This is a genomic window from Streptomyces sp. NPDC017529, assembly GCF_044329785.1.
Classification (GTDB): Bacteria; Actinomycetota; Actinomycetes; order Streptomycetales; family Streptomycetaceae; genus Streptomyces.
In genome coordinates, this window is sequence record NZ_JBIRJY010000002.1 from 393,629 (window position 1) to 417,357 (window position 23,729).

A 23,729-nucleotide genomic window follows, 5' to 3' on the forward strand; every position below is an offset into this window, starting at 1 on the left:
AATCTTCGGGTTTCCTTCCAAACCTCTTAGCTATGGCTTGGGTTCACGACTTCGCTGCGTGTCTGCTGCATGCCTGTTCGTGCCTGTACGGCAGGCGGACGCATACGCATAGCCGAGCGCCTCGCATGCGCCGGCGCACGGCACGGCCTCGCATGCGCCCCCGTCCGGGCACCCGGACTCAGCCCTCGGTGATCGGCTCCTGCAACTCCGTCACCCACCCCTCCCGGTCCTCCGGGCACTCCAGCGTCACCTCACGCGGGTACCCGGCGGAGCGGTAGGAGCTGTCGTCGAGCCAGCGGGCCAGCGTCTGCGCGGTGGGCAGCACCCGCTCCATGGGGCCGCGGTGCACCACCGTGGCGGCCCGCTCGACCGCCGGGAGGTCCACGATCGCGAAGCCGTGGTCCGGCCGGGGCTCGGCCGCGACCACGACCGCCGCGTGCACCGTGATCCGGTCCCCGCCCTCCGGCGCGTCCTCGTAGTACGCGATCTCCGGCCCCGCCGGTTCGATGCCGGCGGCTTCCAGCCGCCGGAACAGCTCGTCGTACAGCGGCTGGACGACCGGCCCGATGTCCTCCGGCCCGAAGCTCGCCGCGACCCCCGTCAGTTCGGCGACCCGTACCGCTTCGACGCGCTTGACCACCACCTCGTCGGCGGGCATCCGTCCCTCGCTCTCGATCGTCCGGAGCCTCGCCTCGACCCGCGCCAGCCGGGCACCGGCCGCCGTGACCGCCGCCGCCAGCTCGGCCCGGCGCAGCCGCAGCATGCCGCGCAGTTCCGCCGCGCTCACCTGCTCGTCCAGGATGGCCGCCACCTGCTGGAGGCTGAAGCCGAGGTCCTTGAGGGCGATGATGCGGTTGAGGCGGGTGAGCTGGCTCGCCTCGTAGTAGCGGTAGCCGGTGACCGGGTCGGTCCGGGCCGGGCGCAGCAGTCCGATGGTGTCGTAGTGGCGCAGCATGCGCGCCGATACGCGGCCGTGGCCTGCGAAGTCTCCGATGGTGAACATGACGTCTCCCAGTGCAGGGCTTGCCACGGTGTCAAGGTCAAGGTGCAGGGCGGGCCGGCGGTCGCGCCGGTCCTCGTATCCTCGTGGAAGCCCAAGCGGACCGCCCCGGATACCGGCAGCTGCCGAGGCGCGCGTATCCGCCCGCGCCGTGGCGTGGGAGTCGGCTGTGCGCCGGAGCGTGCGCCGGAGCACCAGCATCGCGTCAAGGGGCGTCCACGAACCGTCAACGATGCGTCAGTACGCCGCGGAGCGGACGGCGGTACGGGCATAGCGTCGAGGAGGAGCCCCGGCGCTTCTCTTCTCACCGGTCCGGGGTCACTGTCCTGTGCGAGGAGCATCGCCGTGTCCCAGCAGCACCTGTACGCGGAAGACCCCGAACCTGCCGAACCCGTCCCGGCCGGGCCTCTGTTCGTCCCCGTCCGGCCGGGCCCCGCGGGCTGTACCGCCCGCCTGTTCCGCACCGCGCTCGGCGGCCGTACCGCCGTGGGCTTCACCTCCCCGCAGCGGCTCGCCGCGGCGCTCGGCGCCGACCAGCCGTGGATCCGGCTCGCCGAGCCCGCGCTGCGTGCCCTCGCCGAACCGCTCGGCGCCGCCGTCCTGACCGTGGACCCGCGGCTCGCTCCCGGCACTCCCCGTATGCCGCTCCTGCGGGCCGTCTGAGAAGGGGCGTACGACGACATGACCGTGACGACCACGTCCCAGCAGCGCGCGGCGACGGCGGACACACCCGCGCGGCACGCCACCGCCTCCCGCGACACCCCCGCCCACGACACCGGCTCCCGCGACGACCCCGGCCTCTCCGTATGGCCCGCCTCGACGACCCGGCTGCCGCACGACGACCTCGCCGTCGGCGGCGTCCCGCTCACCGAACTCGCCGAACGTTTCGGCACCCCCGCGTACGTCCTGGACGAGGCCGAGGTCCGCGAACGCTGCCGCGGCTACCTGCGCGCCTTCCCCGACGCGGACGTGATCTACGCGGCCAAGGCGTTCCTGTGCCGCGCGATGGCCCACTGGGTGCGGGAGGAGGGCCTCGGCCTCGACGTCTGCTCGGCGGGCGAGCTGCAACTCGCCGTCACCACCGGCTTCCCGCCGGAGCGCATCGTGCTGCACGGCAACGCCAAGAGCCCCGAGGACCTGCGCGCCGCGCTGCGCCTCGGCGTCGGCCGCATCGTCATCGACAGCACCTCCGAAATCGCCCGGCTCGCCGCCGCGGTCCCCGCGGGCGCCCGGCAGAAGGTACTCGTACGGGTGGTGCCGGGCATCGCCGCCGGCGGCCACGCCAAGATCCGTACGGGCACCGACGACCAGAAGTTCGGGCTGTCGCTGGCCGACGGTTCGGCGCAGCACGCGATCACCCGGGTCCTCGGGCAGCCGCGCCTGGAACTGGTCGGGCTGCACTGCCACCTGGGGTCGCAGATCACCACCGTCAAGCCGTTCCTGTCGGCCGTGCGGCGGCTGGTCGGGCTGCTGGCCCGCGTCCACGAGCAGCACGGCGTCACGCTGCCGCAGCTGGACATCGGCGGCGGGCACGGCGTCGCCTACCGGCCGGGCGAGGACACCCTGGACGTCGCGGCGCTCGGCGCCAAGGTGCGGGCCGAGCTGGCCGGCAGCTGCGCGGCGGCCGGGCTGCCGGTGCCCCGCCTGACCGTCGAGCCGGGCCGCGCCATCGCGGGCCCGGCGGGCGTCGCCCTCTACCGGGTGCTGTCCGTCAAGCGGACCGGGGAGCACACGTTCGTCGCCGTCGACGGCGGGATGAGCGACAACCCGCGGCCGGCGCTGTACGGGGTGCGGTACGCGCCCCGGCTGGTCGGGCGCCGGTCGGCCGCCGCGCCCGCGCCGGTGACCGTGGTGGGCCGGCACTGCGAGGCCGGCGACGTGCTCGCCGCCGACGCACGGCTGCCCGGTGACGTGCGGCCCGGCGACCTGCTCGGCGTGCCGGTGGCGGGCGCGTACCACCTGTCCATGGCCTCCGGGTACAACCTCGTGGGCCGTCCGCCGGTGGTCGCCGTCTCGGGCGGGCACGCGCGGATCCTCGTACGGCGGGAGTCACTGGCCGACATACAGGAGCGCGACATCGGGCTGTGACGTCCCGCCCGGAAGGTGCGGTGCGGTGTCCCGACGGGTGTGATGTGCACGGAGTCACAGACTCCGTGCACATTGCACGCATCAGTTGTAGGATGACTGGGCAACCGGGCCTCCGCCCGGACGGCCGCCGACCGGAACCGAGGAGACGCGCATGGCGCTGCAGGCAGCGGGACGGCAGTCCCTCGTGGACACCGTCGTCGACGCCCTGCGCGCCCAGCTGGCCGCCGGCACCTGGCCGGTGGGCGGGCGCATCCCCACCGAACACGCCCTGGCCGAACAGCTCCAGGTCGGACGCAACACCGTGCGCGAAGCCGTACGGGTCCTCGTGCACGCGGGCATGCTGCGCTCCCGGCAGGGCGAGGGCACCTTCGTCCTCTCCCAGGCCGACCCAGGCGACATCATGCGCGGCGTCCGTCGGGCCACGATCCGGGACGTCCTGGAGCTGCGCATCGCCCTGGAGGCGGAGGCCGCCCGGCTGGCGGCGCAGCGGCACCGGCCCGCCGACCTGGAACGGATGCGGGCCGCCCTGGAAGCGCAGGCCGCGCTGGAAGCCGACGGCGAGCCGCCACGGGGCGGCGACCTGGAGCTGTACGCCGACCACGACGTCGCCTTTCACCGGGCGGTCGTGGAGGCCGCGCACAACACCGCGCTGACCGCCACGTACGCCTGGTTCAGCAGCTCCGTGCGCGAGGCGCTGGTCTCCGCGCTCGGCGACGACCAGATGCCGCGCATCGTGCACGGCGACCACCTGGCGGTCCTGGAGGCGATCGCGTCCGGTGACCCGGAAGCCGCGGAGAAAGCCACCCGGGCGCTGCTGGAACCGCCGAAACGGGCCGTGGAGAAGCTGCTCGCGGAGCGCTGAACGGGTCGCCCCCGTGCCTTCGGGGCCATGGACACGCCTCGTCGTGCAGAGCGGCAGCCATGCTCGCACAGCCATCGCCGAAACGTTCCTTCCCGTCCCGGCCTTCGGCCACGTCCGTACGACCGCACACCACCCCACGCAAGGAGAGGTACGCACCCATGTCAGGGACCCGGTCCGAAGCACCACTGATCGACGCCGAGGAGGACCTGACACCGGCGCCGCCCGTCGCCGCGGCCCGCCGCCGGCTGCGCGCGCACCCCGCCCTGCTCCTGCTCGGCATCGTGCTCGCCTCGCTGAACATGCGCGCCGCGCTGGCCGGCGTATCGCCGCTGGTGAGCGAGATCGGCGACCACTACCACCTGGCCGCCACCGCCAGCAGCCTCGTGACGACCATCCCGCTCGTCTTCATGGGGCTCGGGTCGATCGCCGCGCCGAAGCTGGCCCGCCGCTGGGGCACCGAGACGGTGCTGTGCGGCGCGCTGGTGCTGCTGTGCGGCGGCATCCTGCTGCGCGTCGCGCCGCCGGTGGTCGCGCTGTTCGTGGGCTGCGCGGTGGTCGGTACGTCCATCGCCCTGCTGAACGTGCTGATGCCCGGCCTGATCAAGCGCGACTTCCCCGAGAAGGCCGCGGGCATGACCGCCCTGTACTCGACGGCGATGATCCTGGGCGCCACGGTGTCGGCCGCCTCCGCCGTACCGTTGGAGAACGCGCTCGGCACCTGGCAGGGTTCGCTGGCCTCCTGGGCGCTGCTGGCTGCGGTCGCCGCCGCCGTCTGGATTCCGCAGGCCGTGATCGCGCGGCGCGGTACGCACCACGGCCAGGCCGCCGCGACACCGGCGCACACCACCGAGGACGGCCCGAACCTGAGCCGTTCCCCGCTCGCCTGGCAGGTCACGCTCTTCATGGGGTCGCAGTCGCTGATCGCGTACGTGATGATCGCCTGGATGCCGACCGTCTTCACCGACCACGGCATGAGCAAGGCCACGGCCGGGCTCGTCTTCGCGTTCAGCACGCTGGTGCAGATGGCCGGTTCGTTCGTGGTGCCGATGCTCGCCGGGCGGATGCGGCGCCAGCGGCTGCTGGCCGTCGCCGTCATCGCCCTGATGGCCTGCGGGATCGTCGGACTCCTGGTGGCGCCGGTGGCGGGCGCCTGGGCCTGGGCCGTCCTCCTGGGCATCGGGCAGGGCGGCGCGCTCGGCCTGGCCCTGACGATGATGGTGCTCCGCTCCGGCGACGCACACACCGCGGCCCGCCTCTCGGGCATGGCCCAGACCTGGGGCTACCTCCTCGCCGCCGCCGGCCCGCTGGTGCTCGGCGCGGTACACCAGGCCACGCACGGCTGGACGGTGCCGATCGTGCTGCTGCTGTTCGTCTGCGCGGGCCTGGTCCTGCTGGGCCTGGGCGCGGGCCGCGACCGGCGGATCGGCGCGCAAGCGTAGCCACGGCGGTGCCCCCGCCCACCCACGAGCGCTGCCGGCGACCTGCGAGGGTCCCGGCAGCGCTAGTTGGCACCGTCGGCAACGAAGTACCCTCGGCCGCTCACCACGCGCACGAGCTCTTCCGCACGAAGACTGGCCACAGCGCGGGTGGCCGTCGACTGGGACACGTCGAACTCGGCGGCGATCGCCACCGTGCCCGGCAAGCGTTCCCCAGCGCGATAGGTGCCGTCCTGAATACGCCGCCGAATCTCCGCTGCGACTTGCGGCCAATGCGGTAGGGCTCTGTCGATCTCCACATAGTCAGCGTGCGACTGATTCACCCAACTCGCTACCGAGGTAGTGACCTGGTCGGCCAGTCTGGCGCTTCGGTATCCACTGGAAAACAAGGCGCCCCAGGGCGACCGGGCAAGGGTCGACGCCTGGGGCTGAGCCGAACCTTGTGGCATGCGAGCGGCAGCAGGAACAACGCTCAGCGGCAGCGCTCGCAGCGGCCAGCGTCTGCTGCCTGTGGGTGTCGGCATGAGCGAATTTCGACGCATGCCAGGGACGACGAACGGACGCACCGGGTTCTGCCAACCAGGCGGAGTCGTTGCCGCCATGAGCGACGCGATCGAGAACGACTTGATCGAGTCGGCAGCCGTCGTCCTGGGGCTTGTGCGCGCCATGTTGGACGGTCTCCAGCTCACTGCTGATGAAGCCTGGTTCATGTTGCGCCGGACGGCTGAAAGCCTGACTGACGCGTTGAATGTCGCCGAGCTTCGAGGTGAACGGTTGGCCGCAGCAGGCGATTAGACCTCAGGACGCACAAGCAGCCCGCTCACCTGCCCCCACGCGGAACACCCGGCCGGAACCACCGGCCGAGCGTTCCGCCGCTCCCCGTCGGGCCTACTCCTCCCCCGCCAGCGTCAGCGACCGCAGCTTGCGGGCCGCGTACCACGTGGCCAGGCCGGTCACGGCTACCAGGAGGACGACGGCCAGCGGCAGGCCCACCTCTGAGGTGATCGCGCCCTCCGCGCCGATCTTCTGGCCGATGGCGAGCGCCCACTGCTGCACGCTCAGTGTGCGCGCGCCCGGCACCAGGTTGCCGAAGAGGGACTCCCACACCAGGGCGTAGACCAGGCCGAAGACGACGGCGTGCCGGCTGACCGTGCCGAAGAAGAGGAACAGCGCGCTGTACGCGACGGAGGCCACGGCCGCGGCGACCGCGTACGCCACGGCCATCTGCTGGCTGTTGCCGTTCAGGACGAAGCCGGCGATCAGCACCGGGATCGCCGAGAAGGCGGCCGTCACGCCGATCGCCACGACCAGCTTGGTGAAGATGATCGACGACCGGCGCAGGGGCTTGGCCAGCAGGTAGACGACCGAGCCGTCGTCGATCTCCGGGCCGATGGCGCCCGTGCCGGCGATGACGCCGATCAGCGGCACCATCGTGGCGAGCGCGAACGTGCCCAGGACGCCGCCGGCGGTCGAGTCGTCGGCGCCGGCCAGCACCCGTACGGCGAGGGCGATGACGATCAGGAGGGCGGGCAGCGCGAAGAGGATGAGCGCGCGGCGCCGGCCGAGGAGGGCCCGGTAGGTGAGCCGGGCGACGGTGAGGTTGAAGACCGACGGGACCGGCGAAGGGCCCGGAGCGGGCGCCGCGGTCGGGTCCGGCCGGACCGATGAGGTCGCTGACATCGCTTTCAGGCTCCTTTCAGGCCGCGACGAGGTAGGAGAAGACCGATTCCAGGGACTCGTCGGAGGGCGAGACCGTCAGGAGGCGGATGCCGTGGTCGCGGGCGACGCGCGGCAGCAGGGCGGTGAAGCGCGGGAAGTCGACGGCCTGGACGCGCAGTGCGCCCTCCTGGAGGTCGACTTCGATACCGGCGGTGGAGGGGTCGGCGATCAGAGCCGCGGCGAGCGCCCGGTCGTCGTCGGAGCGTACGAGGTAGCGGTGCGGGCGGTCCGTCATCAGGCGGCGGATCTTGCGGAAGTCGCCGGACGCGGCGTGCCGGCCGGCCACCACCACCTCGATGTGCGAGGCGAGTTGTTCGACCTCTTCGAGGATGTGGGACGAGAACAGGACCGTACGGCCGTCGGCGCCCATCCGCCGCAGCAGGTCCATCAGCTGCATGCGCTGCCGCGGGTCCATGCCGTTGAACGGCTCGTCCAGCAGCAGCACGGACGGCTCGTGGACCAGCGCCGACGCCATCTTCACGCGCTGCCGCATGCCCTTGCTGTACGTGGAGATCTTGCGGTCCTGCGCGTACTCCATCTCGACGGTGGCCAGCGCCCGCTGGGCCGCCTGGCGCCCCAGGCCGTGCAGTTCGGCGTTGGCGACGACGAACTCGCGGCCGGTGAGGAAGTCGTACATCGCCTCGCGCTCGGGAACGATGCCGATTTCGCGGTAGATGCTCTCGTTGCGCCAGATGGTGCGGCCGTCGAGGGTGACGGTCCCGCCGGAGGGCGCCAGGAAGCCGCCCATCATGTTGATGAGGGTGGACTTGCCCGCCCCGTTGGGGCCGAGGAGGCCGGTGACGCCCGGGCCGATGGTCATGGTGATGTCGTTGACGGCAACGACGTTGCCGAACCAGCGGGATACGTGGTCGATCTGAATGGTCGTCATGGGCGCGGCCCGTTCCTTCGGGGACTGGTGGCGGGCGTCGGACGCGCCTTCAGGGGCGCGGGGCGGGCGGTCACAGGCCGGCCTTGCGGTAGCGGCGCATCAGGAGGGCGTACGAGCCCGCGATGGCGGCCAGGGTGACCAGCAGCGCGACGAGACCGGCGGCGGTGGACGGCTGGACGTCGTCGGGGAACGACGCGGTACCGCCCAGGAACGTCGCCTGCACGCTGTCGATGAGCGTGACGGGCGAGCACAGCGCGAGCCAGCCGACGGCCTGCTCCTGGCCCTGTACGGCGGCGATGCCCTGTACGGCGCTGACCGCGGCGTACGGGATCGTCAGTACGGCGATGACGGCGGCGACGCCGAAGCCGCGGCGCGGGGTGAGCGCGGAGATCACCAGGCCGAGGCCGGCGAACAGCAGCGACAGCAGCACCACCGAGACCAGGCCCTGGGCCAGGCCCTTGGTCTGGTCGACGAAGTCCATCTTGGCCAGCAGCGCGCCGATGTAGAGGATCAGCAGCGGCACGGCGGTCAGGACGAACAGGGCACTGGCCATGGCCGCGAACTTCGCCACCACGTAATCGCCCCGCTCGATGGGGCGCGAGAAGTACAGCGGCACCGTCTTGAAGCGCAGGTCCCGGGAGACGGTCTGCGGGGCCTGGGCGGCCAGGTAGAGGCCGATGACAGCCTGGAGGAAGATCGCGTAGCTGGTGTACGCCACCGGCAGGTCGTTCATCTTCGTGAAGACCGCGACCGCCACCATGATGCCCGCGGGCAGGCACATCACGGCGAACAGCAGCATCGGCAGGACCTTGGTCCTGGCCGAGCGGCCGAGTCCGTAGGCGCCGCGCAGGCTCTGCGAGAACAGGGAGCGGCGGGCGTAGGCGCGGCCGAGGCGCGGGCCGTCGAAGTGGCGGTAGCCGATGTCGTGGATGACGTCCGGCGCCGCTCCTGCGGTGGCGGGGGTCCTGGTCTCAGGCGGCATCGGGCGCGCCTCCGTCCTTCGGTGCTCGGTGGGCGGTCGTCGCGGAGGCGGCCGTGGGGGCCGCCGCGGCCGGCGCGCCGTCCTGGGCGTGCGCGTCCGGGGCGCCCACCGCGTCCTGGGCGTGCGCCGCGCCGGCTTCCGCCGGGTCGCCGCTGTGGAAGACCTCGGATATGCGGTGGCGGCGCTGTTCCATCCGGACCAGGCCGAGGCCGAGGTCGGCGACGGTGTCGCGCAGCAGGTCGTACGTCTCCTCGCCGGTGGCCTCCACGTACAGCAGGTGGCCCGCCGAGGCCTCGCTCCCGGAGCCGGGGGCGGCGGAGGACACCGCGGCGCCCGCGGCGGCCAGCGCGGCGCGCAGCGCCTTCGTGCCGTCCGGGTGCTCGTCGGTGTCCGTGACCTCGACCGCCAGCGAGGCGGTGACCTGCGTGAAGTCGTCGGTGGCGGAAGAGCGCAGCAGTTTGCCGCCGTCGATGACGACGACGTGGTCGCAGGTGCGCTCCAGCTCGCCGAGCAGGTGTGACGTGACCAGGACCGAGATGCCGAAATCGGTGTACACGCGGCGGATCAGGCCGAGCATCTCGTCGCGGCCGACCGGGTCCAGGCCGTTGGTCGGCTCGTCCAGGAAGACCAGCTGCGGGTCGTGGACCAGCGCCTGCGCCAGCTTGACCCGCTGCTTCATGCCCGTCGAGTAGCCGCCGATGGGGCGGTAGCGCTCCTCGTAGAGGCCGACGTGCCGCAGCGTGTCCGCGGTGCGCTCGCGGGCGGCGGTCGGCGGCAGGCCCGACATTCGCGCCATGTGGACGACGAACTCGGTGGCCGAGACGTCGGGTGGCAGGCAGTCGTGCTCCGGCATATAGCCGACGCGCTCGCGGATGGCGCTGCCGTCCTTGGCCACGTCGAGGCCCAGGACGGCCGCCGAACCCTCGCTGGCCGGGGCGAGGCCCAGCAGCAGCTTGATCAGGGTGGACTTGCCGGCGCCGTTGGCACCCACCAGGCCGGTCACGCCGGGGGCGATGTCAACGGTGAGCCGGTCCAGGGCGGTCACCCTCGGGTACCGCTTGCTCAGGCTTTCGGTCACGATCACAGTCACGTCATCGACGGTAGTGGCGCGCCCCACACCGGTCGTCAGACCTGGCGGCTGGTTCGGTCTCCGACCACAGGACTAGGGGCCCGTAGGGGAGCTAGTGCTTTGGTCCCCCGGGCCCGTGGCGGACGGGTGCGGTCGGGCACACCGGATCGCCGGGCCACAGAGGTTTTCCACAGGCACACGCAGACCTCTTGACGTCGCCGCCAGGCATTGTCACATTCATCAGTGTCAAGTTACGGGCACGTACCGCGATGATCGGTTTACGGGACGGACGGTTGGCGATGACCTCAGCGACAGGGGCCCCAGCGGCCCGGGCGGGCGGCGGAGCGGGTGAACTCACCGCCGGGCTGCGGGGGTTCAGGGAGGTGCAGCGGCTGGCGTACGCCTGTGCGGAAGCGGTCGCGGCCCAGCTCAAGCCGGGTGTGACGGAGCGGGAAGCGGCGCGGATGCAGCGCGAGTGGCTGCGTGAGCGCGGTGTACGGGACTGGTTCCACCTGCCCTTCGCCTGGTTCGGCGACCGTACGGCGTTCGCGGGCTTCCGCATACCGCTCCAGTTCTTCCCCACCAACCGCCGGCTGGAGCCGGGAATGCCCTTCATCCTCGACATGGCGCCGGTCCACCAGGGTTACACGGCCGACATCGGCTACTCCGGCTGCCTCGGGCTCAACCCGGTGCACGACCGGCTGCTGGCCGACCTCGAAGCACACCGCGAGCTGATCCTGCGCGAGGTGCGCGAGCGCCGACCGCTGCGCGAGATCTACGAGGACGTCGAGCGGCTCATGGTGCGGCAGGGGTACGCCAACCGGCACCGCGCCTACCCCTTCGGCGTCATCGCCCACAAGGTCGGCCGGGTGGCGGCCCGCCGCTGGTCGCCCACCCTTTTCGGGTTCGGCACACAGTCGCTGAAGGGGCTGGCCTCCGACGCGCTGCACGGCCACCGCGAGGGCTGGTCGCCGCTGTGGAGCCCGTACACGTTCTCCGACCACCCGCCGCACCCGGGCCTGTGGGCGGTCGAACCACACCTCGGCTTCCGGGGCACCGGCGCGAAGTTCGAGGAAATCCTCGTCGTGACGGACTCCGCGGACCCCGAGAAGAGCGCCTTTTGGCTGGACGACGATCTGCCGCACGTGCGGCGCTGGCAGGAGGAGAAGGCCGCATGAGCACACAAGCCGGGCTGGAAGGCGCGCGGGAGCGCTGGGTCCGTACGGGCGGGGTGGAGCTGTGCGTCGCCGAGCTGGGCGACACCTCGCGCCCCACGGTGGTGCTGGTGCACGGCTACCCGGACAGCAAGGAGGTGTGGTCGGAGGTGGCCCGCGGCCTGGCCGACCGCTTCCACGTGGTGCTGTACGACGTCAGGGGCTGCGGCCGGTCCAGCGCGCCCAAGCCGCTGCGCGGCGGATTCACGCTGGAGAAGCTGACCGACGACTTCCTCGCGGTCGCGGACGCGGTGAGCCCGGACCGGCCGGTCCACGTGGTCGGCCACGACTGGGGCTCGGTGCAGGCATGGGAGTTCGCGACCGTCCGGCACACCGAAGGCCGGATCGCCTCCTTCACCTCGATGTCCGGGCCGTCCCTGGACCACTTCGGGCACTGGATCAAGAAGCGGGTGGCCCGCCCCACCCCGCGCCGCGCCGCACAGCTCCTGAGCCAGGGCGCCAAGTCCTGGTACGTGTACATGCTGCACACCCCGGTCCTGCCGGAGCTGGCCTGGAAGGGCCCCCTCGGCAAGCGCTGGCCGAAGATCCTCCAACGGGTGGAGAAGGTCCCTCGGGGTGACTACCCGACGGCATCCCTGCCCACCGACGCCGCGCACGGCGCCTGGCTCTACCGCGACAACGTACGCGCCAGGCTGCGCCGCCCGCGCGCCGACGCCTTCGCCCACTGCCCCGTCCAGCTCGTCACGCCCACCGGTGACGCCTTCCTCTCCGAGCGGCTCTACGACGACCTCGACCGCTGGGTGCCGCACCTGGTGCGCCGCACTCTCCCGGCCAAACACTGGGTGCCGCGCACCCGGCCCGATCAACTCATCGCGTGGGTCGACGAGTTCGTGACGTCCAAGGAAGAGGGGGACCCGGCCAAGGATGTCGTCGCCGCAGGGCCGTACGCCGACCGGTTCGGCGGACAGCTGGTGCTGGTCACCGGCGCGGCCAGCGGCATCGGGCGGGCCACCGCCTTCGCCTTCGCCGAGGCCGGGGCGCGCGTCGTCGCGGTGGACCGGGACACCGAGGGGGTGGCGCGTACGGCCGAGCTCGCACGGCTGATCGGCGCCCCGCAGGCGTGGGCCGAGACGGTCGACGTGTCGGACGAGGCCGCGATGGAGAAGCTGGCCGGCAAGGTCGCCGCCGAGTACGGCACCGTCGACGTGCTGGTCAACAACGCCGGCATCGGCCTCTCCGGCTCCTTCCTGAGCACGACCACCGAGGACTGGAAGAAGGTCCTGGACGTCAACCTGTGGGGCGTCATCCACGGCTGCCGGCTCTTCGGGCAGCAGATGGCGGACCGCGGGCAGGGCGGCCACATCGTCAACACCGCTTCGGCGGCGGCCTTCCAGCCCTCCAAGATCCTGCCGGCCTACGGGGCGTCCAAGGCGGCGGTGCTCATGCTCAGCGAGTGCCTGCGCGCCGAACTGGCCGCCCAGGACATCGGCGTCACAGCCATCTGCCCCGGCATAGTGAACACGAACATCACCGCGACGGCCCGCTTCACCGGCGTCTCCGCGGACGAGGAGAAGCGCCGCCGCGCCAAGTCGTCCCGCCTGTACGGGATGCGCAACTACCCGCCGGAGAAGGTCGCCGACGCGATCCTGCGGGCCGTGGTCCGCAACGAGGCGGTCGTCCCCGTCACACCCGAAGCGCGCGGAGCCCACCTGCTGTCCCGCTTCAGCCCGCGCGCCCTGCGCGCCCTCGCCCGCTTCGAGCCGCCCATGTGAGCCCTTCCGGGGGCCGCGGCGGCCGGGGCCCGGACGACCGCGCCGCCGCCACGCCCCCGGCCCCCTCTCGTCACACGTCAGGAGCCGCCAACGTGAGCGCGAACCACACCGGGCCGGAGGAGCACCACACGATCGCACCCCGCCGGGTCTCCTTCGACTGGCGCGACACCCCGCTGCACTGGATACCGGACGAACCCACCGCCACCCACGTCATCAACGTGCTGCACCTGCTGCTGCCGGCTGGCGAGCGCTGGTTCGTCAAGGTCTTCAAGGAAGCCCTGCCCCTGGTCCGCGACCCGGCCCTCCTCAAGGACGTCAAGGGCTTCATGGGCCAGGAAGCCACCCACAGCGTCCAGCACGCGTACGTCTTGGAACACCTCGCGCACCAAGGCCTGGATACCGCCCCCTACACGAAGCACGTCGACTTCCTCTTCGCATACCTCCTCGGCGAGCGCCCCCCGTTCACCGCCCCCGTCCCCACCCAGGAATGGCTGCGCTTCCGGCTGTCCCTCATAGCCGCCATAGAGCAGTTCACCGCCGTCCTCGGGAACTGGGTCCTGCACGCCGAAGGACTGGACCGGGCCGCCCCCGACCCGGTCATGCTCGACCTGCTGCGCTGGCACGGCGCGGAGGAGGTCGAGCACCGCGCGGTCGCCTTCGACATGTACCAGCACACCGGCGGCCAGGGCCTGCCCCGCTACGCCCGCCGCGTCCTGGGCATGGCCGTCACCGCTCCCGTGCTCCTGTACCTGTGGGTCTGGGGAGCGGCTTACCTCATACGCCACGACCCGCAGCTCGCCGGCCGGCTGCGCTATTCCCTGCGCGAGCACAACGACGCCGTACGCAAGCAGCTCCTGCCGACCTGGCGCGAGCTGGGCACCGCCGTACCGCGCTACCTGAAGCGGTCGTACCATCCCTCGCAGGAAGGGTCGCTGCGCAAGGCCGTCGCCTACCTTGCGTCCTCCCCGGCAGCCCGCGCCGCGGCGGGCGCGGTGGGCCGCGCGGCCATCTCGTAAGGAGCACCGCATTGACCGATCAGTCGCCGCCGCCGGCCGAGTACCGCATCGAAGACCTGGCCCACCTCAGCGGCACATCGGTCCGTACGATCCGTGCCTACCAGGACCGCGGCCTCCTCCCGAAACCGGAGCGCCGCGGCCGCGCCAACGTTTACGGCGACGAGCACCTGGAGCGCTTGCGCCGCACCGCCGACCTGCTCGATCGCGGCTACACCCTGGCCAGCATCAAGGAACTCCTGGAGGCCTGGGACGCGGGCCGCGGCCTGGGCGGCGTACTGGGGCTGGTCGCCGAGGTGGACGGCCCGTGGAGCGACGAGGAAGCGGCCCGCATCACGCGTGCCGAACTGGACGCCGCGTTCGGCGGCACCCCGGACGAAGACGCACTGGCGGACGCCGTCGAGCTGGGCGTCCTGGAACGCCTCCCCGGCAGCGACGACGCCTTCCGCGTCCCCAGCCCCCAGGAACTGGCGGTCGCCGCCGAACTGCACTCCGCCGGCGTCCCCCTGCCCGCGATCTCCGGCCACCTGCGCGAGCTGCGCGGCCAGGTCGAACACATCGCGGCCCGCTTCCTCGACTTCACCACCGAGTACGTCTTCCGCCCCTACCTCGACCACCAGCCCACCGACGCCGAAGCCACCGAGGCAGCCGGCCTCGTACGCCGCCTCCGCCCCCTCGCCCAGCAAACCGTCGACGCCGAACTGGCCCGCGCCATGCGCACACTGGCCACCCGCTACGTCCGGCACCACCTCGGCGGCCTCGGTGATCTCGGCGGCCTCGGTGATCTCGGCGGCCTCGGTGATCTCGGCAGCCGCGGTGATCTCGGCAGCCGCGGTGATCTCGGCAGCCGCGGTGATCTTGGCGACCTCGGGGCTCTCGGTGACCGCCGTGACCGCCGTGACCTCGGTGACTGCGGTGACCGCGGTGACCACGGTGACCGCGGCGGAACGGTCGCCGCCGGGGCGGTCGGAGCCGCCGTGGAGCCCGACGGCTGCGAGGGGCCCGGAGAGGCCCCTTCCGCCACCGGCGTGGCTCCCCCCGCGACCTCCGAGTCCACGGTGATCGCCCTCCCCGCCGACACCGTCCGCGCCGTACACGACCTGGTCGGTCAGGAGAACGCGGCCGCGTTCATCGCCGCCGCCACCCAGCGCGAGGTCCACGCCCGCACCATGGACGCCCTGGCCACCCGCCGCACCCCGCACCACTGACCGCGGCGCCGTGGACTGCTGCACCGTGGACTGCTGCTCAGTCGAGGATCATGTCGCCGAAGGTGACCTTGCTGTTCCAGTTTCCCCCTCCCCAGTTGTGCGAGGCGGTAGACGGTGCGTTGGTGTGCTTGCCGATGTCGACGGCGCCGACGTCACGTCCGGCCGGCCGATGGAGGTACCCGGCCGGACCGGCCGGCCCGAACCGGCCATGGCGGCCAACCTGACCCACCCGGCCGTCGGGCCCGGGCCGGCCGTCACGGAGGACGGAACCGACCCGGCCGTTGCTGTCGGCGGCGGCCGTACCGGTAGTGGTGAGGACGGCCGTGGCGGCCAGGGTGAGTACGCCGAGGGCGGTGGCGGTTCGCATGGGCATGGGGCCCTTCCATCGTCAGGAGCCGTCAGCCGGAGTGCTCGCCCGGGGCCGCCTTCCGCAGCCGTCGCGTGAGGCCGCCGTACGAGGTCGCCGTCCGAGGCCGCCGGCCGGTGGGGACACCCTCATCCGATACCGGAGTGCCTCCGGACGCCATCCGGTCGCGTGCACTCGGGGGACCGGCGGCGCCTCGGTACAGCCGCTACCCGACGGGATCGGGTATCCAGTTCCCGTGGAAGCCGTAGGGCACCCGCCGGGGCAGGTGGACCGTGGCGACCGGGTCGGCGGATATGTCCTCCGCGTCGAGGATGACGAGGTCGCTGGTGTCCTTGGCGGCGTCGTACACGTACGTGATCAGCCACCCCGGCCCGCCGGGACGGTCGTCCGCCGGCGCGAACGCCGCCTCTCCCGGTGTGCGGCCGGGGCCGAAGTCGTGCCGGACGCTCGTACCGGTGTGCAGGTCGTAGCGGACCAGGGCGCCCGGTATGGGCCCGGACTCGGGACTCTCGGCACGCGTGATGTGCCCGAACCGGGCATCCAGGCCCGCCAGCCGGTCGTCCACACGCGGGAACTCGCCCGACTGGTCGTCGATCTGCTCCTCGACGACCTTGTCCGCCACCAGGTCGACGGTCCACCGCCACAGGGTGGGTGCCGACTTGAGCTCGAAGGTCGGGTAGCGGGAGACGTAGAGCACGATGCGCCCTTGGGCGTCTTCGTACGCGTTCATGGAGTGGAAGACGTAGCAGGGGTCGATGGAGAACCAGCGGACCGCGCCGTACGGGTCGTCGCGCCGCAGTACGCCCAGCCGGGCTCCGTACTCCGGGTCCCAGACGAACGGCATGCCCGATACCCGGCTGTTGTAGACGACCGGCAGGTCCATGAAGACCACGTGCCCCGCCGTCAGGTGGAAGTCGTGCATCATCGTGGACCGCGGCACGTCGACAGGCCGGCTGACCACCAACGTGCCCTCGGCGTCGGCCCGGTGATAGGTGAGGTACGGCGGAGCCCCGGCGGCGTATCCGAAGAAGTGCAGTTCGCCCGTGGTCGGGCAGGTCTTCGGGTGGGCGGTCATGGCGGTGGTGAGTCGGCCGGCGAAGTCGTGCGGGCCGACGGTCTCCAGCTCGTGCCCTGGCCGGCAGTCCAGCTCGTACGGGAAGGAGGACTCGACCAGGGCGAGCGTGCGGCCCGCGTGGCGGACCACGTGGGTGTTGGCGACCCCGGCGGTCAGGTCGGCGTTCCCCCGCTCATCGCGGAGGCGGGCACCGTCGGTGAACGTCGATGTGCGGACCCAGCGGTTGCGGTACGAGACGGCCTTGCCGCCCTCCAGGCGGACTCCGTGGACCATACCGTCGCCGAAGAACCAGTGCGCCGAGTCGGCGTCGCGCGGGTTGGGGCCGTTGCGCAGGTACCAGCCCGTCAGCTCGGGCGGCACCGCGCCGGTGACCGGCAGTTCGTGTGCGGTCAGTTCCTCCGTCACCGGGGCGAAGTTGCCCGCCAGGTGCGGGGCAGGCGCGGCCGCCGGACCGACGAGCGCAGGGGCGGTGGGACCGGTCGCGTGGGTCGTTGTCATGCGGGTCGAGCCTCCTGGACGTAAGGGCGTTCGCCGGCCTTCTTGAGGAAGCGCGCTCGTGCACGCTCCGGGTAGCCCACGGTGAAACGCCACGGGATGACGAAGGCGCTGACGTGGATGGCGATCAGGGCGGACGGGCCCAGTCCGTAGGCGGTGGCCAGGACCTGGGCTGCCGCGGCGAGGACGAAGGACGCTCCCCATACCGCGCTGATCACGTAGTTGATCCGCATGAAGACCGAGGTGCCCCAGACCTCGCGTGGCGCCTTGCGGCGGGCGATGGCGAGCGTGAAGGGGCGGCGGACCGCTATCGACCCCAGCGTGATCAATGCCAGCCAGCCCGAGGACAGCGCACCGTCGTAGGACCGCAGTCCGCTGTCGGGGCTCAGGAACGCGAACACGGTGAGGCCCGCGAAGAAGACGAGAGAGCCGTAGTCGAGGATCCGGGCCGACGGCGAGAGGCCGTCGGCCCGGTCCGCGTAGAGAAGTACACAACCGAGCAGGAGGGCGGCCAGCGCGCTCCACTGCCACACCGCCCACGACAAGGCCCCGTAGGTGATCCACGGAATGAAGCCCCGTAGGTAGTTCATGACTCTCCGCCCCCGCACTCAACGATATTCCAACTTCGACATGTCAAAGTTAGAAGGTCCAGCGTTGACGTGTCAAGACTGGAAGGTAAAGTGACGGTCATGAGCCTCCGACATGCCGTTCTGGGTCTGCTGGCCGAATCCCCCGCCAGCGGCTACGACTTGATGAAGACCTTCGACGTGTCGCTCGCGCACGTCTGGCCGGCCACCCAGAGCCAGGTCTACGGAGAGTTGAACAAACTCACGGCGGCAGGCCTCATCGAGGTGGCGGCGCACGGCCCGCGCGGCCGCAAGGAGTACGCCATCACCAAGAGGGGCCGTGCCGAACTGCACCACTGGCTCACCGAAGTGGAGCCGGTGGGACCCCAGCGCCACGACGGGCTGCTGCGTGTGTTCTTCCTCGGCGTCCTCACTCCGCTGGAGGCCCGCGCTTTCCTCCTGCAGCAGGCCGAACGGGCGGCCCGCGCGCACGCTCTCTACCAGAACCTGGCCGACGGCGGCCCCTGGGACGCCGAGATGATCGCGGTGTACGGGCGGATCGCCCTGGAATTCGGCATCCGGCAGACCGCCATGGTCGAGGACTGGGCCAAGTGGGCGGCCGAGGAGATCAACTCGGACCAGGCCCGGCGCGCGAGGGAACTGCTCAAGACCCAGGAGCGGGAACAGCGGTCGGACGAGGAGCCAGAGCAGGACGAAGCCGGACAGGACACGGCAGCCCGCGCCGACAACTTCCAGGACACCGACGCGGGTTGAGCGGAGCGCCGCCGTACGGCCTACTCAGAGGCCGGGAGCGCCCCAGACGGGGAACCACCGGCTCAGGTCCGGTTCGGTCTCCAGGTCGTCGGCGAGCATCGCCCGGACTTCCAGCTCCAGCGCGTTGTCGCGCTTCTCGGACGCCCCGGCCGCAGCGCCTCTCCCGGTCGGACCGCTCCCCCCAGCCCCACCAGACGCCGCCGCCCCCTGCGGCGCGAACGGGTAGAAGGTGCCGCGCTTGTACAGGTAGACCAGCGCCAGCGCTCGCTCCCGGTCGTCCCGGAAGCCCATCAGGGAGCACAGCAGCTGCGGCCCGAACCCGGCACTCTCCAAAGAGGTGTTGACCGCGTGCAGGTCGTTCACCAGGCCCGCGGTGTCGTCGGGGGCATGCCGCGCGAGCATCCACGTATAGCCGTACTCGTCCTGGCCGAACTCGGCCGGGCTGCCCAGGAGGCCGCGTACCTCCTCCTGGATGCCGCGGAACGCGCCGCCCTCGACGCTCGCGAAGCACACCGAGCCGAGGCCGGTGGGCCGGAACCCGGCCGCGGCTTCGAGGGTGACGGCGGCGGAGGGCAGCGCGAACAGCCGGTCGAGGTCCGGACGTACCGGTTTGCTGCGTCCGAGGATGGCGTCCAGGAATCCCATGCGGTGCACTCTCCTTGTCCGTTCTTGAGCGCGGGTGACCAAAAGCCGATGGGTGGTGACCGGCCGAGTCCGTACGGATAACGGATGTCCGTTCAGCGGACCGGCTACGGCCGCCCCAGCTGGGCCGAGATGCGCCCCAGCTGTTCCAGCCGCTGCTCCAGCGTCGGGTGCGAGGACAGCAGCCGCCCGAAGCTCTCCTTCGAGAGCGCCGGCGCGAAGAAGAACGCGTTGAACGGCTCGGCCTTGCGCAGGTCCCGCGTCGGAATCCGCGCCATCTGCCCGGTGACCTTGGTGAGCGCGGCGGCCAGCGCGGACGGCCGCCCGGTCAGGATCGCCGCGGCCCGGTCGGCGGACAGCTCGCGGTAGCGCGACAGCAGCCGGGTCAGCAGGAAGCTGACGGCGTAGACCACGGCGCTGACCAGCGTGACGACCAGGACGGCGATCGCCGCGTTGTTGTCCCGGTTGTTGCGCCCGACGCCGCTCCACAGGGCCGCCCGGGTGATGATCCCGGCCAGTACACCCAGGAAGGACGCGATGGTCATGACCGCGACATCGCGGTGCGCGACGTGCGACAGCTCGTGCGCCAGTACGCCTTCCAGCTCCTCCGGCTCCAGCCGCCGCAGGAGCCCGGTCGTCGCGCACACCATCGCGTTCTTCTGGTTACGGCCGGTCGCGAAGGCGTTCGGTACGTCCGATTCGGCGACCGCGACCCGGGGCTTCGGCATGTCGGCCAGCGCGCAGAGCCGGTCCACGGCGCCGTGCAGTTCGGGTGCCTGCTCGGGGGAGACCTCGCGCGCCCCCATGCTGAAGGCGGCGATCCGGTCGCTGAACCAGAACTGCGCGATGAACATGGCGCCCGAGATGATCAGTACCACCACCCACGCGCCCTTGAGCAGCACCACCAGCGCGCCCACCACGACCACGTACAGCAGGCCGATGAAGAACATCGTCGTGACCATGCGCGAGGTCAGGCCGCGGTCGGGGGCGAATCGGGTTCGTGCCATGCCTCTCAGTCCTCCAAACCGCAGAGTCCGCAGAGCCCAGCCGAGGAGCCGCTGGGGCGCCTCTACCCGATTCTCCCTCTTGTCCGGTATCGACGGGGAAAAGCGCAGGCCAAAGGAGCGCCCGCCGCCGGTGTCACCCGAGCTGCGCCAACCCCTCCAGGGCGATCCGCTCGAACACCGCGTGATCGGCTTCGAAGACCGAGCCGGCGATCGGCCAGTGCAGCACGATCTCGTCGATGCCCGCCTCCGCGTGCGCGCCCGCGAAGTCGACGAAGGCGTCCAGAGAGGCCAGCGGGCGGTCCGGGGTGAACCCGGTGAGCATGATCTTCGTCAGCTCCCCGGCGTCCCGCCCGGCGTCGGCGCACGCCTTGCCGAGGCGCCCGACCTGCCCGCGTACCGCTTCCAGGGACTCGGCCGCGGTGCCGGTCGCGGAGGTCTTCGGGTCGCCGGTGGTCACCCACGCCTGTCCGTACCCGGCGGCCAGCCGCATCCCGCGCGGCCCGGTCGCGGCCACCGCGAAGGGCAGCCGCGGCCGCTGCACACAGCCGGGGATGTTGCGCACCTCGTGGGCGCGGTAGTGCGTGCCCTCGTAGGACACCACGTCCTGCGTCAGCAGTCGGTCCAGCAGCGGGACGAACTCGCCGAAGTGGTCGGCCCGTTCCCGCGGCGTCCACGGCTCCTGGCCGAGTGCCGTGGCGTCGAAACCGGAGCCGCCGGCGCCGATGCCCAGGGTGATCCGGCCGTCGCTGATGTCGTCCAGCGAGATCAGTTCCTTGGCGAGGGTCACGGGGTGCCGGAAGTTCGGGGAGGTGACGAGCGTGCCCAGGCGCATCCGGGAGGTCGCGGCAGCGGCCGCGGTCAGCGTCGGCACCGCGCCGAACCACGGGCCGTCGCGAAAGCTCCGCCAGGAGAGGTGGTCGTACGTGTACGCGGTGTGGAAGCCCAGGTCTTCGGCGCGCTGCCACACCTCCCGGCCACCCTCGGACCAACGGCGGACGGGGAGGATCACGGTGCTCAGTCGCATGGGTACGAGCCTACGGCGGTACGGAAGCGACGCCGTGGGCGCCTGTCGCCTGTGTGAGCCGATGGCCGAACGGGGCCGAAGAGGCGGGCGCGGGGCGCGCACGCCGTCTACGCGGGCGCGTTCGTGTACGTACGGCACCTGGTCGTCAAGCTCATGCGCGCGACCCGCCGCACGCTTGTGCGCGCATATGCGCGAAGATGGGCTCCGTGACTGAAGCCTCCGCCAAGCTGCCGCCGGCTCCCCGATCGGCTGAAACGATCCGGCTGATCGCCACCGACCTCGACGGCACGCTGCTGCGCGACGACAAGACGGTCTCCGGCCGTACGGTCGCCGCGCTGGCCGCCGCCGAGCGGGCGGGCATCGAGGTCTTCTTCGTGACCGGCCGCCCGGCCCGCTGGATGGACGTGGTCAGCGATCACGTCCACGGGCACGGGCTGGCGATCTGCGCCAACGGCGCCGCCGTGGTCGATCTCCACCACGGCCGCCGCATCGTCGAGGTCAGCCCCCTGGAGCGGCCGGAAGCACTGGCGGTCGTCCACGCGCTGCGGGCTGCCGCTCCCGGCACGGCCTTCGCGGTCGAGCGGACCGGCAGCTTCACCTACGAGCCGGAGTACCCGCCCCTTGCGTTCGACCGGGCCGTCGTCGTCGCGCCCGCGGAGAAACTGCTCGCCGAGGCGGTTCCGGAGGCCGGCCGTTACCCGTCCCTCCCACGGGCCACGGAGGACGCCTCCCCGTCTTCCGAGGACATCGGTGCCGACCAGCCCGTACTGAAGCTGCTCGCGTACCACCCCGGCCTCGATCCGGACGACTTCCTCGGTCTGGCCCGCGCGCACGCGGGCAGGTACGCCTCGTTCACCCGGTCCAGCCCCACCGCTCTCCTGGAGATCAGCGGGCTGGGCGTCAGCAAGGCCGGCACTCTGGCGCGCTGCTGCGCCCAGCGGGGTATCGCCCCGGACCAGGTGGTCGCCATCGGTGACATGCCCAATGACATCGAGATGCTGGCCTGGGCGGGCACCTCGTACGCCATGGCCAACGCCCACCCCGACGTGCTGGCCGCGACCGACTTCCACACCGCCGCGAACAACGAGGACGGCGTCGCGGCGGTCATCGAACGCGTCCTGGAACAGCGCTGATCCGCAGCCGCCTCTGAGAATCCGCGTCCCGGGAGCGGCCCCTCGTCACAGCCGCACCCCCCGCTTCCCCAGCCACGGCACCGGATCGACCCCCGACCCCATGTTCGGCGTGCGGCGCACCTCGAAGTGCAGGTGCGGGCCGGTGGAATTGCCGGTCGTCCCCGACAGCGCGATCTGCTGGCCGGGCCGTACCCACTGCCCAGGGCCGACCGCCACCGCCGACAGATGCGCGTACTGCGAGAACACGCCCGCGCCGTGCTGTACGACCATGCTGATGCCGAAGCCGTCCCCGCAGGTCAGGCTGATCACCCGGCCCCGGCCCACCGACCGTACGGGCGTGCCGACCGGCACCGCGAAATCCTGGCCCGTGTGGCCGCGCGCCCAGCGACGGCCCGAGCCGCCGAATCCAGCCGAGAGTTTGTAACGTTCCACGGGGCGGGCCCAGTTCCCGTGCGATGCCCTCCTCGGCAGTTCCACGGACGCCGTGCGCGCTGCGGCGGAGGACACCGCGCCAGGCAACCCACTGCACCGGCCACCGCGGGACACTCGCCGGGACAGTGCCTGCAACCTGCCGCGTGCCGCTCCCAGGCGGCTGCTGAGACGTCGGCGGTCTGCTTCGAGCCGGACCCGGCGGGCACCGAGCAGAGTGGCACGGGCGCGCGCGGAAGCACTGTTCACTGCCAGGGATCTGCTCGTGCGTACCGCGTCACGAGTACGGGCTGCCAGCAGCTGCTGGCGGCGCTCGGCCGTACGGTAGTCGCGAAGCACCGACTCCGGGTTGCGGGCGGGCGGTGTGCGCTGCGCGAACGGCAGGCGGCTGCCCGTGCGGTACTGCGCCCCGGCGATCGCCCCCGCCAGTCGGCGCAGTTCGGCGGTTCTGTGTCGTTCCCGGATCAGGGCAGTACGCAGCCTTGAGGCCTGGGCCCGGCCGGTCCGCAGCGCACGGAGAACCTCGGTGTACGACTTTCCGGCCCGGGCCGCCGCCTGGCCCAGCCGGATCACCTCAAGACTCGTGTCGGCCAGCCGGTCGGCGTCGTCGGCGTGCGCCCGGAAGGCGGCCGACAGCGGCGGTAAGTGCTGGGCGGGCGTCGCCCGGGCACCGGCCGGACCGGTGCCGGACGCCGCGGACAGTGCCACTACCAGGGTCAGCGCCACGCGCACCGCGCGCAGCCAGCTTCCGCGGCGCCAGGGAGAGCGGCGGGAGGCCCGCCCGCGGGCACACCGGGCAGCGCGCCACCGCCCGCGGACCACCTCGCGCAACCATTCCGGCATAAATGGACGCATAGCGGGATGATTGCCCGCATTCGGCGAAAAACAACTAATACTAGTTCTTCGCCCTGCTCGTAACGCCCCGATCGGAGCAGTCGGACCCACACGGAATGGCCTGAACCAGCCGGTCCACCGACCGGCGCCAACCACTCCAATGCAGGACG

The 23,729-nt window shown here is 71.9% G+C and carries 24 protein-coding genes; 11 read left to right on the forward strand and 13 right to left on the reverse strand.

Annotation, left to right across the window (positions count from 1 at the left end):
* Window positions 1-178: 178 nt before the first annotated feature.
* Window positions 179-1,003 (reverse strand): MerR family transcriptional regulator, encoded by an 825-nt coding sequence (locus ACH4K4_RS05480; protein ID WP_398164996.1) that lies wholly within the window; start codon window positions 1,001-1,003, stop codon window positions 179-181.
* Between the two features lie 342 nt (window positions 1,004-1,345).
* Between ACH4K4_RS05480 and ACH4K4_RS05485 the strand changes: the two genes are divergently transcribed.
* The 4 genes from ACH4K4_RS05485 to ACH4K4_RS05500 all read left to right on the forward strand — a co-directional run bounded on the left by ACH4K4_RS05485 (window position 1,346) and on the right by ACH4K4_RS05500 (window position 5,389).
* Window positions 1,346-1,663 (forward strand): SAV_915 family protein, encoded by a 318-nt coding sequence (locus tag ACH4K4_RS05485; RefSeq protein WP_398164997.1) that lies wholly within the window; start codon window positions 1,346-1,348, stop codon window positions 1,661-1,663.
* A gap of 18 nt (window positions 1,664-1,681) precedes the next feature.
* The gene (gene lysA / locus ACH4K4_RS05490) at window positions 1,682-3,088 is read left to right on the forward strand and encodes a diaminopimelate decarboxylase (protein WP_398164999.1); all 1,407 of its coding nucleotides are present in this window, start codon (window positions 1,682-1,684) and stop codon (window positions 3,086-3,088) included.
* 151 nt (window positions 3,089-3,239) lie between these two features.
* Window positions 3,240-3,950 carry a FadR/GntR family transcriptional regulator gene (locus ACH4K4_RS05495; RefSeq protein WP_398165001.1) on the forward strand — a complete coding sequence of 237 codons (711 nt, stop codon included), beginning with the start codon at window positions 3,240-3,242 and terminating at the stop codon, window positions 3,948-3,950.
* A gap of 158 nt (window positions 3,951-4,108) precedes the next feature.
* Entirely contained in the window at window positions 4,109-5,389 is a 1,281-nt protein-coding gene (locus tag ACH4K4_RS05500; RefSeq protein ID WP_398165003.1) for a CynX/NimT family MFS transporter, read from the forward strand.
* A 62-nt stretch (window positions 5,390-5,451) separates the two neighbouring features.
* Here the strand turns inward: ACH4K4_RS05500 and ACH4K4_RS05505 are convergent, their stop codons facing one another.
* Complete coding sequence (locus ACH4K4_RS05505) at window positions 5,452-5,685, reverse strand: winged helix-turn-helix domain-containing protein (RefSeq protein WP_398165004.1); 234 nt, start codon at window positions 5,683-5,685, stop codon at window positions 5,452-5,454.
* Window positions 5,686-5,986: 301 nt separating this feature from the next.
* Between ACH4K4_RS05505 and ACH4K4_RS05510 the strand changes: the two genes are divergently transcribed.
* The gene (locus tag ACH4K4_RS05510) at window positions 5,987-6,181 is read left to right on the forward strand and encodes a hypothetical protein (protein WP_398165005.1); all 195 of its coding nucleotides are present in this window, start codon (window positions 5,987-5,989) and stop codon (window positions 6,179-6,181) included.
* A 93-nt stretch (window positions 6,182-6,274) separates the two neighbouring features.
* On the opposite strand, the gene ACH4K4_RS05515 is transcribed toward ACH4K4_RS05510, so the two are convergent.
* The 4 genes from ACH4K4_RS05515 to ACH4K4_RS05530 all read right to left on the reverse strand — a co-directional run bounded on the left by ACH4K4_RS05515 (window position 6,275) and on the right by ACH4K4_RS05530 (window position 10,060).
* Window positions 6,275-7,066 (reverse strand): ABC transporter permease, encoded by a 792-nt coding sequence (locus ACH4K4_RS05515; protein ID WP_398165007.1) that lies wholly within the window; start codon window positions 7,064-7,066, stop codon window positions 6,275-6,277.
* 16 nt (window positions 7,067-7,082) lie between these two features.
* Entirely contained in the window at window positions 7,083-7,994 is a 912-nt protein-coding gene (locus ACH4K4_RS05520) for an ABC transporter ATP-binding protein (protein ID WP_360125215.1), read from the reverse strand.
* Window positions 7,995-8,064: 70 nt separating this feature from the next.
* The gene (locus tag ACH4K4_RS05525; RefSeq protein WP_398165008.1) at window positions 8,065-8,976 is read right to left on the reverse strand and encodes an ABC transporter permease; all 912 of its coding nucleotides are present in this window, start codon (window positions 8,974-8,976) and stop codon (window positions 8,065-8,067) included.
* The gene (locus tag ACH4K4_RS05530) at window positions 8,966-10,060 is read right to left on the reverse strand and encodes an ABC transporter ATP-binding protein (RefSeq protein ID WP_398165412.1); all 1,095 of its coding nucleotides are present in this window, start codon (window positions 10,058-10,060) and stop codon (window positions 8,966-8,968) included. Before ACH4K4_RS05530 ends, ACH4K4_RS05525 begins: the two co-directional genes overlap by 11 nt.
* A gap of 284 nt (window positions 10,061-10,344) precedes the next feature.
* Here ACH4K4_RS05530 and ACH4K4_RS05535 point away from each other — a divergent pair, with 284 nt between their 5' ends.
* From ACH4K4_RS05535 to ACH4K4_RS05550, 4 genes are all read left to right on the forward strand, one after another.
* A complete protein-coding gene (locus ACH4K4_RS05535) occupies window positions 10,345-11,223 on the forward strand; it encodes a M24 family metallopeptidase (RefSeq protein WP_398165010.1) in 879 nt (292 codons plus the stop codon).
* The gene (locus ACH4K4_RS05540; protein WP_398165012.1) at window positions 11,220-12,992 is read left to right on the forward strand and encodes an SDR family oxidoreductase; all 1,773 of its coding nucleotides are present in this window, start codon (window positions 11,220-11,222) and stop codon (window positions 12,990-12,992) included. Before ACH4K4_RS05535 ends, ACH4K4_RS05540 begins: the two co-directional genes overlap by 4 nt.
* A 92-nt stretch (window positions 12,993-13,084) precedes the next feature.
* Window positions 13,085-14,008, forward strand: coding sequence for a metal-dependent hydrolase (locus tag ACH4K4_RS05545; protein ID WP_398165013.1), 924 nt, complete (start codon window positions 13,085-13,087; stop codon window positions 14,006-14,008).
* A gap of 11 nt (window positions 14,009-14,019) precedes the next feature.
* Window positions 14,020-15,213, forward strand: coding sequence for a MerR family transcriptional regulator (locus tag ACH4K4_RS05550; protein WP_398165014.1), 1,194 nt, complete (start codon window positions 14,020-14,022; stop codon window positions 15,211-15,213).
* Window positions 15,214-15,250: 37 nt separating this feature from the next.
* Here the strand turns inward: ACH4K4_RS05550 and ACH4K4_RS05555 are convergent, their stop codons facing one another.
* The 3 genes from ACH4K4_RS05555 to ACH4K4_RS05565 all read right to left on the reverse strand — a co-directional run bounded on the left by ACH4K4_RS05555 (window position 15,251) and on the right by ACH4K4_RS05565 (window position 17,740).
* A complete protein-coding gene (locus ACH4K4_RS05555; RefSeq protein ID WP_398165015.1) occupies window positions 15,251-15,586 on the reverse strand; it encodes a hypothetical protein in 336 nt (111 codons plus the stop codon).
* 199 nt (window positions 15,587-15,785) lie between these two features.
* On the reverse strand, window positions 15,786-17,153 hold the full coding sequence (locus ACH4K4_RS05560; protein ID WP_398165016.1) for a carotenoid oxygenase family protein: 1,368 nt from the start codon (window positions 17,151-17,153) through the stop codon (window positions 15,786-15,788).
* Window positions 17,150-17,740 (reverse strand): hypothetical protein, encoded by a 591-nt coding sequence (locus ACH4K4_RS05565; RefSeq protein ID WP_398165017.1) that lies wholly within the window; start codon window positions 17,738-17,740, stop codon window positions 17,150-17,152. Before ACH4K4_RS05565 ends, ACH4K4_RS05560 begins: the two co-directional genes overlap by 4 nt.
* Window positions 17,741-17,839: 99 nt before the next feature.
* Here ACH4K4_RS05565 and ACH4K4_RS05570 point away from each other — a divergent pair, with 99 nt between their 5' ends.
* Entirely contained in the window at window positions 17,840-18,490 is a 651-nt protein-coding gene (locus tag ACH4K4_RS05570) for a PadR family transcriptional regulator (RefSeq protein ID WP_398165018.1), read from the forward strand.
* A 24-nt stretch (window positions 18,491-18,514) separates the two neighbouring features.
* On the opposite strand, the gene ACH4K4_RS05575 is transcribed toward ACH4K4_RS05570, so the two are convergent.
* The 3 genes from ACH4K4_RS05575 to ACH4K4_RS05585 all read right to left on the reverse strand — a co-directional run bounded on the left by ACH4K4_RS05575 (window position 18,515) and on the right by ACH4K4_RS05585 (window position 21,163).
* Entirely contained in the window at window positions 18,515-19,135 is a 621-nt protein-coding gene (locus ACH4K4_RS05575) for a hypothetical protein (RefSeq protein WP_398165020.1), read from the reverse strand.
* 104 nt (window positions 19,136-19,239) lie between these two features.
* Window positions 19,240-20,139: a zinc metalloprotease HtpX gene (htpX, locus tag ACH4K4_RS05580; RefSeq protein WP_398165021.1), complete on the reverse strand. Its 900-nt coding sequence runs from the start codon at window positions 20,137-20,139 to the stop codon at window positions 19,240-19,242.
* Between the two features lie 133 nt (window positions 20,140-20,272).
* The gene (locus tag ACH4K4_RS05585) at window positions 20,273-21,163 is read right to left on the reverse strand and encodes an LLM class flavin-dependent oxidoreductase (RefSeq protein ID WP_398165022.1); all 891 of its coding nucleotides are present in this window, start codon (window positions 21,161-21,163) and stop codon (window positions 20,273-20,275) included.
* A gap of 197 nt (window positions 21,164-21,360) precedes the next feature.
* On the opposite strand from ACH4K4_RS05585, the gene ACH4K4_RS05590 reads away from it, so the two are divergent.
* Window positions 21,361-22,296 carry an HAD hydrolase family protein gene (locus ACH4K4_RS05590; protein ID WP_398165023.1) on the forward strand — a complete coding sequence of 312 codons (936 nt, stop codon included), beginning with the start codon at window positions 21,361-21,363 and terminating at the stop codon, window positions 22,294-22,296.
* Window positions 22,297-22,341: 45 nt separating this feature from the next.
* Here the strand turns inward: ACH4K4_RS05590 and ACH4K4_RS05595 are convergent, their stop codons facing one another.
* Window positions 22,342-23,568, reverse strand: coding sequence for a peptidoglycan DD-metalloendopeptidase family protein (locus ACH4K4_RS05595; protein WP_398165024.1), 1,227 nt, complete (start codon window positions 23,566-23,568; stop codon window positions 22,342-22,344).
* Window positions 23,569-23,729: the final 161 nt, after the last annotated feature.

Excerpts from the sequence above, each read along its gene's own strand:
- ACH4K4_RS05480 (WP_398164996.1), bottom strand. The coding sequence starts at position 1,003 with ATGTTCACCATCGGAGACTTCGCAGGCCACGGCCGCGTATCGGCGCGC.
- lysA (WP_398164999.1), top strand. The coding sequence starts at position 1,682 with ATGACCGTGACGACCACGTCCCAGCAGCGCGCGGCGACGGCGGACACA.
- ACH4K4_RS05495 (WP_398165001.1), top strand. The coding sequence starts at position 3,240 with ATGGCGCTGCAGGCAGCGGGACGGCAGTCCCTCGTGGACACCGTCGTC.
- ACH4K4_RS05500 (WP_398165003.1), top strand. The coding sequence starts at position 4,109 with ATGTCAGGGACCCGGTCCGAAGCACCACTGATCGACGCCGAGGAGGAC.
- ACH4K4_RS05510 (WP_398165005.1), top strand. The coding sequence starts at position 5,987 with ATGAGCGACGCGATCGAGAACGACTTGATCGAGTCGGCAGCCGTCGTC.
- ACH4K4_RS05515 (WP_398165007.1), bottom strand. The coding sequence starts at position 7,066 with ATGTCAGCGACCTCATCGGTCCGGCCGGACCCGACCGCGGCGCCCGCT.
- ACH4K4_RS05520 (WP_360125215.1), bottom strand. The coding sequence starts at position 7,994 with ATGACGACCATTCAGATCGACCACGTATCCCGCTGGTTCGGCAACGTC.
- ACH4K4_RS05525 (WP_398165008.1), bottom strand. The coding sequence starts at position 8,976 with ATGCCGCCTGAGACCAGGACCCCCGCCACCGCAGGAGCGGCGCCGGAC.
- ACH4K4_RS05535 (WP_398165010.1), top strand. The coding sequence starts at position 10,345 with ATGACCTCAGCGACAGGGGCCCCAGCGGCCCGGGCGGGCGGCGGAGCG.
- ACH4K4_RS05540 (WP_398165012.1), top strand. The coding sequence starts at position 11,220 with ATGAGCACACAAGCCGGGCTGGAAGGCGCGCGGGAGCGCTGGGTCCGT.
- ACH4K4_RS05555 (WP_398165015.1), bottom strand. The coding sequence starts at position 15,586 with ATGCCCATGCGAACCGCCACCGCCCTCGGCGTACTCACCCTGGCCGCC.
- ACH4K4_RS05560 (WP_398165016.1), bottom strand. The coding sequence starts at position 17,153 with ATGACAACGACCCACGCGACCGGTCCCACCGCCCCTGCGCTCGTCGGT.
- ACH4K4_RS05565 (WP_398165017.1), bottom strand. The coding sequence starts at position 17,740 with ATGAACTACCTACGGGGCTTCATTCCGTGGATCACCTACGGGGCCTTG.
- ACH4K4_RS05570 (WP_398165018.1), top strand. The coding sequence starts at position 17,840 with ATGAGCCTCCGACATGCCGTTCTGGGTCTGCTGGCCGAATCCCCCGCC.
- ACH4K4_RS05575 (WP_398165020.1), bottom strand. The coding sequence starts at position 19,135 with ATGGGATTCCTGGACGCCATCCTCGGACGCAGCAAACCGGTACGTCCG.
- htpX (WP_398165021.1), bottom strand. The coding sequence starts at position 20,139 with ATGGCACGAACCCGATTCGCCCCCGACCGCGGCCTGACCTCGCGCATG.
- ACH4K4_RS05585 (WP_398165022.1), bottom strand. The coding sequence starts at position 21,163 with ATGCGACTGAGCACCGTGATCCTCCCCGTCCGCCGTTGGTCCGAGGGT.
- ACH4K4_RS05590 (WP_398165023.1), top strand. The coding sequence starts at position 21,361 with ATGGGCTCCGTGACTGAAGCCTCCGCCAAGCTGCCGCCGGCTCCCCGA.
- ACH4K4_RS05595 (WP_398165024.1), bottom strand. The coding sequence starts at position 23,568 with ATGCCGGAATGGTTGCGCGAGGTGGTCCGCGGGCGGTGGCGCGCTGCC.